General features: G+C 74.4%; 11 protein-coding genes and 1 pseudogene. All 12 read right to left on the reverse strand.

The window, feature by feature from the left end; translation table 11 throughout:
• Positions 1-269: 269 nt before the first annotated feature.
• Positions 270-1,364 (reverse strand): annotated as a pseudogene (locus AC3RJ7_RS01230) (acyltransferase family protein); the annotation flags it as partial.
• 81 nt (positions 1,365-1,445) lie between these two features.
• Positions 1,446-2,120, reverse strand: a complete 675-nt coding sequence (locus AC3RJ7_RS01235) for a response regulator (RefSeq protein ID WP_491454038.1) — start codon at positions 2,118-2,120, stop codon at positions 1,446-1,448.
• Complete coding sequence (locus tag AC3RJ7_RS01240) at positions 2,117-3,370, reverse strand: sensor histidine kinase (protein ID WP_491454039.1); 1,254 nt, start codon at positions 3,368-3,370, stop codon at positions 2,117-2,119. The genes AC3RJ7_RS01235 and AC3RJ7_RS01240 overlap by 4 nt, the downstream gene beginning before the upstream one ends.
• A gap of 122 nt (positions 3,371-3,492) precedes the next feature.
• Positions 3,493-4,473, reverse strand: a complete 981-nt coding sequence (locus AC3RJ7_RS01245; protein ID WP_491454040.1) for a YihY/virulence factor BrkB family protein — start codon at positions 4,471-4,473, stop codon at positions 3,493-3,495.
• Positions 4,474-4,535: 62 nt separating this feature from the next.
• Positions 4,536-5,567, reverse strand: a complete 1,032-nt coding sequence (locus AC3RJ7_RS01250) for an alpha/beta hydrolase (RefSeq protein WP_491454041.1) — start codon at positions 5,565-5,567, stop codon at positions 4,536-4,538.
• Between the two features lie 105 nt (positions 5,568-5,672).
• Positions 5,673-6,701 carry a LacI family DNA-binding transcriptional regulator gene (locus AC3RJ7_RS01255; RefSeq protein ID WP_491454042.1) on the reverse strand — a complete coding sequence of 343 codons (1,029 nt, stop codon included), beginning with the start codon at positions 6,699-6,701 and terminating at the stop codon, positions 5,673-5,675.
• A 36-nt stretch (positions 6,702-6,737) separates the two neighbouring features.
• Complete coding sequence (locus AC3RJ7_RS01260) at positions 6,738-8,030, reverse strand: amidohydrolase family protein (RefSeq protein WP_491454043.1); 1,293 nt, start codon at positions 8,028-8,030, stop codon at positions 6,738-6,740.
• Positions 8,017-8,781 (reverse strand): (S)-ureidoglycine aminohydrolase, encoded by a 765-nt coding sequence (allE, locus tag AC3RJ7_RS01265; protein ID WP_491454044.1) that lies wholly within the window; start codon positions 8,779-8,781, stop codon positions 8,017-8,019. The genes AC3RJ7_RS01260 and allE overlap by 14 nt, the downstream gene beginning before the upstream one ends.
• Positions 8,778-9,836, reverse strand: coding sequence for an aminopeptidase (locus tag AC3RJ7_RS01270; protein WP_491454045.1), 1,059 nt, complete (start codon positions 9,834-9,836; stop codon positions 8,778-8,780). Before AC3RJ7_RS01270 ends, allE begins: the two co-directional genes overlap by 4 nt.
• Entirely contained in the window at positions 9,833-11,284 is a 1,452-nt protein-coding gene (locus tag AC3RJ7_RS01275; protein WP_491454046.1) for a dihydroorotase, read from the reverse strand. The genes AC3RJ7_RS01270 and AC3RJ7_RS01275 overlap by 4 nt, the downstream gene beginning before the upstream one ends.
• Positions 11,281-12,564, reverse strand: coding sequence for an amidohydrolase family protein (locus tag AC3RJ7_RS01280; protein WP_491454047.1), 1,284 nt, complete (start codon positions 12,562-12,564; stop codon positions 11,281-11,283). Before AC3RJ7_RS01280 ends, AC3RJ7_RS01275 begins: the two co-directional genes overlap by 4 nt.
• 7 nt (positions 12,565-12,571) lie before the next feature.
• Positions 12,572-13,264 carry a pyroglutamyl-peptidase I gene (locus AC3RJ7_RS01285; RefSeq protein ID WP_491454048.1) on the reverse strand — a complete coding sequence of 231 codons (693 nt, stop codon included), beginning with the start codon at positions 13,262-13,264 and terminating at the stop codon, positions 12,572-12,574.
• Positions 13,265-13,345 lie beyond the last annotated feature (81 nt).

Consider the following 13,345-nt stretch of genomic DNA (forward strand, 5'->3'; position numbering starts at 1 on the left):
CCCGGGCGACCCGGGGCCCAGCGGGCGAAGCCGAGGAGCGCGAGCGACGCGATCGCCGGCACGGGACCGAATCCGGCGACGAGCAGCACCGCCACCCCGGCGACGGCGCACGCCGCCGCGATCGCCGTCGACCCGCTCCCGGGAACCGCACGAGCGCCGCCGGCACGCCGGACCGCGCCGGCACGCCGGACGCCGCCGGAACGCCCGCCCGCGCCGGAACGCCCGCCGGCGCCGGCCCGTTCGAACCGCGCGAGCACCAGTACGACCGGCGCCACGACCGCCGCCGCGACCGCGAGCCAGAGCGGCCGGCTCGCCCACCAGCCGAGGCTCAGAGGGTCGGGCAGCGGCAGCCCGACCGCCGCGTTCGCCGTGAGGGCGAGGCCCGCGAGCCCGACGAGCACGGGCAGGTGCCAGAGGTAGACGGTCATCGCGCGTTCGCCGACGAAGGCGATCGGCCCTGAGGCATCCCGGTGCTCGACCCACGCCCGGATGCGGGGGCGCGCGAGCTGGAAGAGCGCGAGCTGCGCGACGCCGAGCACCACGAGGCACACGGTCGGCGGGTTGAGGTTCACGAGCATGTCGACCGGGTAGGGGCCGGCGACCGTGAGCACCCCGAGGAGGGCGAGCGACGCGACGGCGACGCCCACGAGCGTCGGGCGCGCGAGCCCGTCCAGTGCGCCGTCGGCCAGGTGGAATCCGAGCTGCTGCACGAGCAGCCACACGAGCAGCAGGTTGAGGAAGCCGACCGGGTCGACTCCGGTCGAGAGCCGCACGACGTCGACCGCGACCACCCCCGCGAGCAGCGCGAGCGGCGCGAGCACGGGGGCGCGCTCGTGCGCCCGCACCATGACCGGCACGAGCGCCGACACCGCGAGGTAGACCCCCAGGAACCACAGCGGCTGGCCGATACGGTAGCCCGCGATGCCGACGAGCTCGGCGGGCAGGCCCGAGAGCGAGAGCGCGACGAGCGAACCCGCGACGACCGCGACCAGGACCATCGCCGGTCGGACGAGGCGTTCGATCCTCGCCCGCACGTACTCGGCGGCGGTCGCGCCGCGGGCACGCATCGACCGCCAGTGCGTGACGCTCGCGAACCCGCCGACGACGAAGAAGAGCGGCATGATCTGCACGACCCAGCTGACCGGCCCGAACCACGCCTGCTGCTCGAGCGCGTTCTCGAGCACGGGGCCGTCGGGGCCGACGCCGACGCCGACCATCATCGCGTGCAGCGCGAACACCATGCCGAGCAGCACCACGCGGACCGCGTCGACGCTCACATCGCGGCGCACGCCGGTTCGCGGGCGGGTGGATGCCTCGGGGCGGGCGGGTCTCGCGGGCGGCTGGCGTTCGAGCGTGTCGGTCATGCGCCGCAGGCTATGGACGCGGTTGCGGCTCGGACATCACCCGCGGGAGCCGTTTGCGGACCCTACCGGCGTAGGTGCGGCTCAGCCGGCGGAGGGGGTGACGAGGCCCGTGTCGTAGGCGAGCACGACGGCGTGCACGCGGTCGCGCAGGCCGAGCTTCTGCAGGATCTTCGAGACGTGCGTCTTCACGGTCTGCTCGGCGATGAAGAGCGCCGACGCGATCTCGGTGTTCGACAGGCCCCGGCCCACGAGCGTGAGCACCTCGAGCTCGCGATCGGTGAGCGCCGACAGTCGGTTGGCCGCGGGCTTCGGCGGCGGCCCCGACCGGGCGAAGTCCTCGATCAGCCGCCGGGTCACGCTCGGCGCGAGCAACGCGTCGCCGCCGGCGACGACGCGCACGGCGGCCACGAGCTCTTCGGGCGTGGCATCCTTCAGCAGGAACCCGCTCGCACCCGCCCGCAGTGCGTCGTAGACGTACTCGTCGATGTCGAACGTCGTGAGCATGAGCACCTTCGGCAGGTAGTCGGAACTGCGCGGCGGCGACTGCAGCGCGCGCGTCGCCTCGATGCCGTTCTGCTGCGGCATGCGCACGTCCATGACGACGACGTCGGGACGCAGCTCGTGGGCGAGCGCCACCGCCTCGCGGCCGTCGGCGGCCTGGCCGACGACGTCGATGCCGGGCTGTGCGCCGAGCACGGCGGCGAATCCGGCGCGCACCATCGCCTGGTCGTCGGCGATGAGCACCGAGATCGTCACCACGCGCCTCCATCGGACCCGAGCGGAAGGGTCGCGAGTACACGGTAGCCGCCGCCCGGGCGACGGCCGTGCTCGGCGCGCCCGCCGAGGAGGGCGGCGCGCTCGTCGATGCCGACGAGTCCGTGCCCGCCGCGGGCGCCCGCGGGCTCGGAGCCGGAATCGGTGCCGTCGGCGGCCGGACCGGTTCCGGCCGGCACTAGCGGCGCCTCGTTCTCGACGCCGACGACGAGCTCGTCGGCGAGCACCTCGATCGACACGTGGGTCGACGCTCCCGGTGCGTGGCGGACGACGTTGCTCAGCGCCTCCTGCACGATGCGGAACGCGGCCGTCGCCGCGAGCCCGCCCGTCGGCAGCCCGTCGCCGAGCTCGAGCGTCACGGGCACCCCGCCCCGCTCGACCGAGGCCACGAGGGCGGGCAGGTCGTCGAGGCCGGGCTGCGGCGCCGTCTCGGCGCCCGCCTCCGAGCTGCGCAGCACGCCGAGCAGCTGCCGCATCTCGGTCATGGCGACGCGCGCCGACTCGGCGATCTCGGCGAACTCGGTGCGCGCCGCGTCGTTCAGCCCGTCGACGCGGTACGGCGCGCTCGTCGCCTGCACGCGGATGATCGACAGTCCGTGCGCGACGACGTCGTGGAGCTCGCGGGCGATGCGGTTCCGCTCCTCCACGAGCACCCGCCGCTGCTGTTCGGCCGCCGAGACCGCCCGCTCGCGGAACAGCTCGCCCGCGATCACCCGCCGCTGCGCGATCAGCAGCGCGACCGGCAGCGCGACCACGGTGAGGCTCGCCGCGGCGATCTGGTTCGCGGTCGCACCGGCGTCGACGAACGCGAACGGGGCGGTGACGACGACGCCCGCGAGCCAGACGACGAACATGCCGAGCCAGCCCATTCCGTTCATGCCGAGTACGAGCAGGAGGGCGGTCTGGCCGATGATCGTCGTGACCGGCCAGGGCCACGGCGCCCCCTCGGAACCCCACGAGAGCAGGGCGAAGACGAGGATGGCGGCGATCGAGACGGCCGCCGCCGTCTTCGGGAACCGCATCGCGAGCGGCACCGACCCCGCGAGTGCGGCGCACGTCGCGAGGGCGCCGAGCAGGTGCACCCCGTAGATCGTCGCGGCGAGCGGCACCGAGACGGCGAAGAGCACGAGGGCGAGCGCGGATGTCGCGACCCAGGCCCACGCGCGGAAGCGCCGATCGGCGTCGGTCGGCGCGGTCGCGCCGCCGGACCGGGCGGACAGGGAGAGGTTCATGATGCCAGCCAGCCTGTCATGGCCGATCGGAGCGCACATCCCTCCGCGGAGCCGTTCCGCAGCGGTACGTCGGTAGGGGACCGGGGCGGCCCGAGCGGTGCGCGCCGACCGGCGGTCCGGCCTCACTCGAGGCGCATGTGCCGCGACTCCCGCATGTCGTCGAGTCGCTGGTCGCGGTTCTTCACGATCAGGCGGTCGTCGCGGAGCGGCAGTTGCACCCGCTCCTCGGCGATCACGCCCGCGCGGAGCTGCCGCGCCCGCTCGACCTCCGTGTCGAGCACCGCGCCGAAGAGCAGCGCGAGGTTCGACAGCCACACCCACAGCAGGAACGCGATCGCCCCGCCGAGCGCGCCGTAGGTGCGCGAGAAGGTGCCCAGCCCGAACGCGTACAGGGCGAACAGCGCGCTCACCGCGACCCAGACGAGGAGCGCCCCGGTCGCCCCGACGCTGAACCAGCGCAGGTGCCGGCGCCGAACGTTCGGCGCCGCCCAGCAGAGCAGGGCGATGGCGAGGACCCCGATGGCCGCGAGCAGCGGCACCTTCCCGAGGTCCCACCAGAAGGCCACGCCCTCGTCGAGTCCGAGCGCTCGCGCGGTCGCCTCGGCGATGGGCCCCGTGACGACGAGGAGGACGGCGGCGATGGCCGCGAGCAGCAGCACCGCGGCCGAGACCGCGAGCATCGCCGGGCGCATCGCCCAGAAGGGGCGTCCCTCCTCGACGCCGTAGATGCGGTTGAGCCCCCGTCCGAGCGCACCGACGTACCCCGAGGTCGCCCACAGCGCGGCGACGAGGCCCGTCGCGAGCGCGAGGCCCGCGTGCGAGGCATCCAGCAGCTCTTCGAGCGGTGCCCGCACCGCGTCGACCAGCTCGGCGCCGCCGAGCTCCTCGCCGACGCTGAGGCCGAGGGCGACGACGCGTTCCGCGCTGCCGAACACCCCGATCGCGGCGAGCGCGGCGAGCACCGCGGGCAGCGCCGCGAGCACGGCGTAGAAGGTCAGCGCGGCGGCGATGTCCTGCACCTGGTTGATGCGGTACTCATGCACGGTGCGCTTGAGGATGACGCGCCAGTCGTCGCGCGAGAGCTGCACGGGGGAGTCGGGCATGCGGCCTCCGATCGGGTCCGAGCCTACGATGCGGCCGACCGCCCGGGGAGGGGGTTGCGCCGTCAGCCCAGGTGCGCGTGCAGGAACGCCGAGACCCGCACCCGCAGCGCCTCGTCGAGGATGCCGATCGAGTGCTCGCCGCCCGGCACGACCGCGAGCTCGACGGGCACGCCGGCCGCTTCGAGCACCGCGGCGAGCCGTGTCGACTGGCCGAGCGGCACGATCTCGTGCTCGGCGTGGCCGATGAACACGGGCGGGTCGCTCGGATCGACGTGCATCGCCGGCGAGGCCTCCATGGCCTGCGGGCACAGCGCATCGGCGCCGCGCGGTTCGCACCCCAGGTAGTCGGCGATGATGCGGCGCAGCCACGGGGATGCCTCGTCGGCATCGAGCACGGTAGAGCCGAGGCCGACCGGCCCGGAGAGCTCGACGACCGCGGCGACGCGCGAACCCGTGTCGAGCGCGCCGTCGCCCCTCGTGCCGAGCAGCGCAGCGAGGTTGCCGCCCGCCGAACCGCCGAACGCACCGATGCGAGACGGGTCGATGCCGAAGCGCTCGACCTGCTCGGGCGCACGCAGCCATTCGACGGCGAGGGCGACGTCGTCGATCGCCCCGGGGAAGACCGTGTCGGGCACGAGCCGGTAGTTCACCGAGACGCCGACGAAGCCCTCGCTCGCGAGCCACAGGCAGACATTGCGCCAGTCGGGGTTGGCCTTGTCGCCGCGGGTCCAGCTGCCGCCGTGGACGGAGACGACCGTCGGCAGCAGCGCTTCGGCGCCGGGCGCGGTCTCGGCGCTCGGCTCGGCGGGCCGGCACACGTCGAGGGTGAGCAGCGTGCCGTCCTCGCGGGCGCCGTACTCGAGGTCGGCGTCGACGCGCAGCCCCTCGGGCGCCGTGAACGTGCGGATGCCGACGATCTCATCGCCGACGACCTCGCTCGCCGTGTTCGACCCCGGCGGGTCGATCTCGCGCAGCTGCTGGTGGAAGCCCGAGAGCGCGACGATGCCCACGAGGGCGGCCGTCACGGCCGCGGCGGCCACTGCGGCCCGCTTGTGGCGGATGCCGGAGCCGCCTGTGCGTCGGGTCGAGGTCACACCGGGCTCCGGGTTCAGGGGTGGAGCGATGCTAACCCACGATCGGCGGATCTGGAAACGCTTGCCGGGCGGGGGCGACGGCGAGGACGAGGACTGCGCGGAGATTCAGTCGCGCCGCGTGCTCGCCCGCACGCGGAGGACCGCGTCGGAGAGCACCGGGCCGTCGACCTCCTCGCCGTCGATGAGCCGCAGCAGCATCGCCACCGCGAGCTTCGCCTGCAGCTCGGGCTGCAGGTCGATCGCGGTGAGCGGGGGATCGGTGCGCTCGGACCCGGGGCTGTCGATGCCGACCGCGACGAGCACGTCCTCGGGGATGCGGACCTCCGTGTCGCGGCAGGCCCGCAGCACGCCCTCTCGGTATTGCTCGGCCGTGGCGATGATCGCGTCGGGCCGGTCGTCGCGCAGCAGCGCGAGCGTCGTGTCGTACGGGTCGTTGCGGGCCTCGTCGAGCGGCACGGTGCGCGCCAGCGCGGGAACGCCGTGCTCGGTCGTCCAGGCGCGGTAGGCCGCGAGGCTCTCCTCCGCCCACGACCAGCTCGCATCGGCGCCGATCAGCGCGATCCTGCGCGCCCCCTGGCCGTGCAGGTGGTCGAGCAGCGTGCGCAGGTTCGCGGCGTGGTCGCTCGTCACGGCGTGGGGGCGATCGGGGCGGGCGGCATCCCGCTCGACGGTGACGACCGGGGTGCCGAGCCGCTCGAGCGCGTCGAGCCGCTCGTCGTCGCGGAAGGGGTCGCAGAGCACGACCCCGTCGGCGCCGAGCAGGCGCCAGCCGTCCTCGCCGCGCATCGTCGGCGGGGTGAGCGTCAGCGCGTAGCCCGCCTCGAACGCCGCCGTCGCCGCCGCGCGGGCGGCCGTCATGTAGAAGTCGAGGTCGAGCATGGGCACGGCGCCCTCGTCGACCGTCGGCAGAGCGAGGGCGATCGTGCCGGTGCGGCCGAGCCGGAAGGCGAGCGCCGCGCGACTCGGACGGTAGCCGAGCTCCTTCGCCGCACGGCGCACCCGTTCGCGGGTCGACTCGCGCAGCTTGCCGCTGCCGTTGAGGGCCGCCGACACCGTGCTCGTCGAGAGCCCGAGTTCTCGCGCGACGTCGTGGATCGTGACGCGCTTCGCCGCCGTCGGTTCAAGCTCCGGCATCGACCTCTCCCTCCGCGGCGCGCGCGGTGAACGTGCTCAACTGTAGACGAGCTCGGTCGCGACCCGGCGGGACGCCACGATCGCCCCGTGCCGCACGGCGTGCCGGGAGCCCGCCTCGTTGCGCAGGGCGTGCAGGCGGTCGGTCGCCGCGATCACCGTGAACGAGGCATCCTCCCCGACCGCGAGCGGCGCGGCCGGCCGGCCGATCGCCGTGCGCGCCGCGGTCGTGACCATCGCCCAGGCGTCGTCGACGCCCTCGCCCGACCGGTCGGCGAGGGGCAGCGCATGCCACGCGAACCGCGCCCGCTCGAGCGGGTCGAGGGTGCCGAGGCCCTCCCAGTTGTCCTCGTGGTTGCCGGTGCCGATCGTCACGTTCACGCCCGCGTCGAGCAGTTCGTTCGGCCGCGAGACGCCGCGGTACGGGTACGAGCCCTGCAGGTTCGATGGGCAGACCGTGATCGAGATGCCCGCCGCGGCGACCTTCTCGATGACCCGCGCCGCGTCGGCGTCGGAGTAGGTCTCGAGGGCGCCGACGTGGTTCGCGTTCACGAGCCCGTGCATGCCGTGCGCGATCGTGAGCTCGGCGAGGGGTTCGAGCAGGCGCTCGGAGGGATCGGTGAAGTAGTCGATGTTGATGTCGATCGGCACGCCGAACCGCTCGGCGAGCACGAACACGCGGCGCAGGTGCTCGAGGCGCGCCGCGTCGTCGGCCTCGTTGTTCGGCCAGCCGCCCACCCGGTCGGCGCCCATCGCGAGCGCCTCGGCGACGAGGTCGTACGCGCGCGCGTCGCCGACGAGGCCCTCCTGCGGGAAGGCGGTGACGACCGTCTCGACGAGGCCGGCGCAGGCGTCGCGTGCGGCGAGCACGCCCTCGACGGAGACGAGGCCCGTCACCGAGTCGATGTCGGCCTGGCCGGCCACGACGCCGACGCCCTCGACGGCGCAGTCGCGCAGGAACCGGGAGGCGCGCTCCGTCACGTCGTCGAGCGTGAACGCCGCCTTGAGGTCGCGCTGGCGCTGCATGAAGACCTCGCGCGGGCCGCTCGTCGGCAGGCCGAGCTCGGCGATGCGCGCGCGGCTGTACACCTTGTCGGGGTGGCTGTGCGGTTCGGCGAACGGGGAGGTCACGAGGCCGCCCGCCGCGTCGATGCGCGCGGCCGCGACGACGCCGTCGGCCGCGCCGGGGCCGATCGCACTGAAACGTCCGTCGCGCACGACGAGGTCGACGGGCTCGCCGCCCGCCCCGTCGATCCGCCCGGCGATGACGACGAGGTCGGCCGAGGCATCCCCCGGCGTCTCGGTGCTCGGGTGCAGGTCAGAAGCCGTCACGGTTCACGTCCTTGTAGAGCAGGTAGGCCGACGGCCCCGGACCCGTCGCGGTGAACGCCTGCGTGCAGTACGGCGCCATGTAGATGAAGTCGCCCTGCTGCACGTCGACGTGGTCGCCGTCGAGGTGGTAGACGCCGCCGCCCTCGAGCAGGTGGAGCCCGTGCTCCTGGTGGTGGATCTCGACCATGCGGAACCGGGCGCCGCCCTGGAAGCGCATGATGTTCATCGCCAGGTCGAAGCGCTCGTCGCCGGGCAGCAGCTGCCCCCAGCTGCCGTCGATGAACTCGTCATCGGTGCCCGTGACATCGGCGAGGCGACCGGTCACGACCGGCGGCGAGGCGACGCCGTCGACCGCGACGTACCGCTTCTTCACCCAGAGCACCCGCGAGTCGGCGATCGCGGCGATCGAGAAGGTGAGGCCCTCGGGGAGGAAGAGGTACCCGCCGTCGGCGAGCGTCCACTCCGCGCCCTCCTCCGGGGCGGCGACCGACACCGAGCCCTCGACCACGAAGAGGAAGTTCTCGAAGCCCGCGCCCTGCGGCAGGGTGCTCGCCGCGCCGGCCTCGAGGGTGAGCAGGTACTGCCCGAACCGCGCAGGCCCGCCCTGCGGCGCCGCGAGCACGACGGCCGCGTACTCGGGCAGCCCGGGCAGCGTGTTCTCGACCATCGTGTCGGGGGTCATCAGGTAGTAGCGGCCGCCGACGCGGCCGCGGCTCGCGCTCAGGTGGTCGTTGCGGTACGTCGTCGTCACGCGGGGCTCCGTTCGAGTGAGGGGGAAGGGGTGGCGGGGTGCGCGGGAAGCGGATCGGCGTAGCGGCCGTCGACGATGAGCGCCCGACCGTCGAGGGTGATCGTCGGCCGGTCGACGACGAGGTCGACGTGCACGTCGGAGTGCCAGTGCGCCCCCGTGTACTCGCCGAAGGGATGCCCGAACGCGATGTGGCAGCCGGGCACGTTCTCGTCGAAGAGCAGGTTGCCGGTGAGCGAGGTGCACGCCCGGTTGGTGCCGATCGCGAACTCGCCGACGCGGGCCGCGTGCTCGTCGCGACCGAACCACTCGCGCAGTCGCGTCGCGAGTGCGGCGTCGGCATGGTCGAGCCGCACGAGGCGGCCGTCGGCGACCTCGAAGCGAACCGGTTCGGCGAGCAGGCCCGTCTCGGCGTTGAACGGGTACCCGACCACGGAGGCCGCGATGAGGCCGTCGGCGGCGACGGGGGAGCAGAACACCTCGCCCTGCGGCAGGCGCCCGCCGTCGCCGGCCGCGTGGTACAGCCCGGTGAAGGCGGTCCACGGTCGTCGCGGGTCGAGCTCGAAGCGGATGGCGGTGCCGAGGCGGTTGCGCACCTCGACGGCACGGGCGCCGGTGACGAGGTCGCGCACCCGCTCGCTGAACCGGGCGACCTCGCGGTAGTCGGTCGCCATGCCGACGCCGAGGCTCGCCTCGTCGAGCGCCGGCATCTGCGCGTGCCGGGCGCCGAGGTCGCCGAGCCGGGCCCAGAAGCGCGGATCCCACGCGAGCCGGTCGTCGCCGTCGCGGGCGGCGAACACGGTGACGGTCGGTCGCACCTCGTCGAGGGCCTGCGAGATCGCGTCGAACGCGGCCGGGTAGTCGGCGTCGAGGTCGCCGACGAGGCGCACCGAGGCGGGCGCGATGGCGGATGCCGCATGCACGACGTGCTGCGCGAGGCCGAGCGTCGCCCGGTCGGTGAGCACGAGCACGCGATCCTCGCCCGTGACGGCGAGGCAGGCGCGCACGAGTTCGTCGGCGCCGCGGGCGAGGTCGGCCCGCGAGATCGGGACGGTCATCGGATGCCTCCGGCGACGGCCGGCCGGGCCGGCTCGGCGGACCGCACCGGCGGTGCGAGCACGAGCGGCACGAAGCATCCCCGGCCGTCGCCGTCGCCGCCGCCGTGGACGAGTCGGCCGTCGCGCACGACGGTCTCGCCGCGAACGATCGTCGAGCGCACCTGCACGGCGCACGGCCGCCCGTGGTACGGCGACCAGCGGTCGGGGCCGAACTGCCGCTCGGCGTCGACCGGTTCGGGTGCGCCGACCTGCAGCAGCACGAAGTCGGCGTCGGCGCCGACCCGGATGCGTCCCTTGCGCGGGGCGATCCCGCAGCGGTCGGCGGGCCGGCTCGTCACGAACGCGAGCGCCTCGGGCAGCGACCACCCGCGTCGCAGCGCCTCGTCGAGGAAGACGGGCGCGAACTCCCGCGCGCCCTGGATGCCGAACGGGCCGTCGAGCGCGTCGTTGTCGGCGGGCGCCTTGTCGGCGAGCGAGTAGGCGCAGTGGTCGGAGACGACCGCGTCGATCGCGCCGGCGCGCAGGCGCCGCCAGAGCCCGTCGACGTCGGCGCGCGGGCGCAGGGGCGGCGCGCAGAGGGCTCGCCAGCCGATGCGCAGGAAGTCGTCGCGGTCGAGCAGCAGGTGGTGGGTCGTCGCCTCGCAGCTCGCTCGCACGCCGCGGTCGCGCGCGGCGGTCACGAGGTCCACCGCGTCCGGCAGCGAGAGGTGCACGAAGTGCACGGCGCCGCCGGTCCGCTCGGCGAGCTCGAGCACGCGGCGCACCGCCTCGAGCTCGAGCTCGGCGGCGCGGGCCGAGAGCACGGCGGCGTAGCCGGTGCGGCCGGCCGCACGTTCGCGGTCGATGCCGGCCCGGAGGCCCGCGCGGTCCTCGGCGTGCACGAGCACGACGCCGCCCTCCTGCGCCGTGTCGGCGAGACCGGCCCGAAGGTCGTCGTCGCTCGCCGAGGGATAGCCCATGTCGTTCTCGGGCAGGAACGCCTTGAAGCCCGGCGCGCCGAGCGCCCGCTGGCCGGCGAGCTCACCGAGCCCGGGCCCCGTGAGCGCGCCCCACAGGCCGAAGTCGACGAGCGCGCCGGTCGCGGCGAGCCGGCGCTTGGCGGCGTAGCGCTCGGCGGTCGTCGTCGGCGGAGTCGAGAAGGGGTGCTCGACGACGAAGGTGCAGCCGCCGAGCGCCGAGTTCGCGGTGCCGACGCGGAAGTCGTCGGCCAGGTCGACGGCGGGGTTGTCGAAGTGCACGTGCAGGTCGACGAAGCCGGGTGCGACGACGTCGTCGCCGGCGTCGATCACCTGGGCGGCCCCCGCGGACGCCGAGGGCGCGGTGCCCGGCACGATCGCGACGATGCGACCCTCGTGCACGAGCACGGTCGCCGGGACGAGCTCGCCGTCGACGAGCACGCGCTCGCCGCGGAGTGCGAGGTCGGGGTCGAGGGTGTCCGGGTCGGTCATGCGAGCGCCCCCTGCGCGACGCGCTCATCGACCGTGCGCCGGGCGACCACCCGGCCGCCCTTGATCGTGGTGAGCGCCCCGCCCGGACGGCGGAGCGCCTCGGCGCGGTCGCGCGCGGCGAACAGCACGAGGTCGGCCGTCATGCCGACGCGGACGTCGGTCGCCGCGGCGGCGGAGGCATCCGCCCTCGTCGGGTCGTCGAGCGCGTGCGCCGCACCGCCCGCGACCATGTGCCAGACGTCGTCGACCTCGTCGTCGGCGAAGCCGCCGCCGACGAGCGCCATGTACGCGCGGTCGAGCGGGTTCTGCGTGCCGAGCGGGTACCAGCCATCGTTGAGGTTGTCGCTGCCGACGATCACCTCGGCGCCCGCGCGCCGCAGCAGGTGCGGCCGCGAGAGTCCGCGCGGCCCGCCGTCGACGAGGTTGAGCGGGATGATCGCGACGCGCACGTCGGCCTCGGCGACCCGGTCGGCGACCCGGCGCGCGTCGTCGTCGGAGTAGCGCTCGAGGCCGCAGCAGTGGCTCGCGAGCACCCGTCCCTGGAACCCGCGGGCGATGGTCTCGTCGGCGATGACCTCGAGCATGCGCTCGCGCGGGTCGAGCCAGCAGTCGGCGTGGATGTCGACGTCGACGCCGAACTCCTCGGCGAGGTCGAAGACGGTGGCGACGTGGGCGCGCTGCGCATCGTCGCCCTCCTCGACGTTCGGCCAGCCGCCGATGAGGTGCGCGCCCTGGCGCAGCGCTTCACGCAGCAGCCCGACCGCACCGGGGTCGCGGGCGAGGCCCTCCTGCGGGAAGGCGACGACGTCGACGTCGAGGATCGGGGCGACCTCGTCGCGCGCCCGCATGACGCCCTCGAATCCGCGGAGTCCCGCGATCGAGTCGATGTCGATGTTGGCGCGCAGCCGGGTCACGCCGTTCGACGCGGCGAGCTCGAACGCGCGCCGAGCGCGGTCGGCCACGCGATCGGGCGTGAAGCCCGCCTTGATGCGGGCGGCGCGCGTGAAGTGATCGAGCCGGGATGCCTCGGCCGGATCGAGCTCGGAGAGGCTGAAGGACTTGTCGGGGTGCAGGTGCGGCTCGACGAAGGCGCGCGAGAGCAGCCCGCCCCGGGCGTCGAGCACCGGGGCGCCCGGGGCGCTGCCGAGAGGTGCCGCGGGCGCGGGATCCCCTTCCGCGCCCGCGGGGTCGATGCGCGCGACGCGGCCGTCGCGGACGACGACGTCGTGCCGGCCGTCGAGGCCGTGGATGGAGGCGTCCCTGATGGTGAGCGAGGTCATGCGCGGTTCACCACTCCCATTCGTTCGCGGGCACGTCGAGGTCGCCGTCGGCGTGCTCGATCGCGGCTTCGGCGGCGACGCGCAGCGCCTCCGCCTGCAGCCGGAGGTCCATGCTCGGCCCGTTGCTGCCCACCCGGGCCACGTGCTCGGGGGTGTCGGGCAGGTGGATGAAGCCCGCGCGCGTCGGCAGTTCGCGCTCGGCGATGAGGTGCAGCGCCGTGTACATGATCGCGTTGCAGCCGTGCGTCGACGCCGAGTTCGACACGAGGGCGGGAACGCCGCGGTCGCGCATCGCGTGCGTCATCGCTTTGATGGGCAGGGTCGCGAGGTAGGCGGTGGGGCCGGATGCCTCGACGGGCTCGCCCGCGGGCCGCCAGCCGTCGTCATCGGCGAACTGGAAGTCCTGCACGTTCACCGCCGTGCGCTCGACCGTGACGGTCGTGCGGCCGGAGAACACCCCGGTCGAGATGACGATCGCGGGCGGGCGGTCGGTCGCGGCGTCGAGCAGCGGCGCGAGCGCCTCGCGGGGGTGCAGCCGCCAGTCGAGGCTGCGACCCACCACGCGGTGGCCCGCGATGACCTCGCCGTCGAGGTCGACGGCCAGCCGGCCGCTCGGGTTCACCGGGTAGTGCAGGTCGACGCGCTCGGCGGTGTCGCCGAATGCGCCGTTGCCCGTGATCAGGATCCACGGTTCGCTCACTGTCATGCTCCTTCGCAAGTGCGTCGCGACGGGCCGGTGGGAGCCCCGACCATCCCGTCGCCGATGTCACGGTAGCCCATT

Source organism: Agromyces solani (genome assembly GCF_058349925.1).

Coding starts and splice junctions, on each gene's coding strand:
- AC3RJ7_RS01270 (WP_491454045.1), bottom strand. CDS start 9,836: ATGACCGTCCCGATCTCGCGGGCCGACCTCGCCCGCGGCGCCGACGAA.
- AC3RJ7_RS01255 (WP_491454042.1), bottom strand. CDS start 6,701: ATGCCGGAGCTTGAACCGACGGCGGCGAAGCGCGTCACGATCCACGAC.
- AC3RJ7_RS01240 (WP_491454039.1), bottom strand. CDS start 3,370: ATGAACCTCTCCCTGTCCGCCCGGTCCGGCGGCGCGACCGCGCCGACC.
- AC3RJ7_RS01245 (WP_491454040.1), bottom strand. CDS start 4,473: ATGCCCGACTCCCCCGTGCAGCTCTCGCGCGACGACTGGCGCGTCATC.
- AC3RJ7_RS01275 (WP_491454046.1), bottom strand. CDS start 11,284: ATGACCGACCCGGACACCCTCGACCCCGACCTCGCACTCCGCGGCGAG.
- AC3RJ7_RS01280 (WP_491454047.1), bottom strand. CDS start 12,564: ATGACCTCGCTCACCATCAGGGACGCCTCCATCCACGGCCTCGACGGC.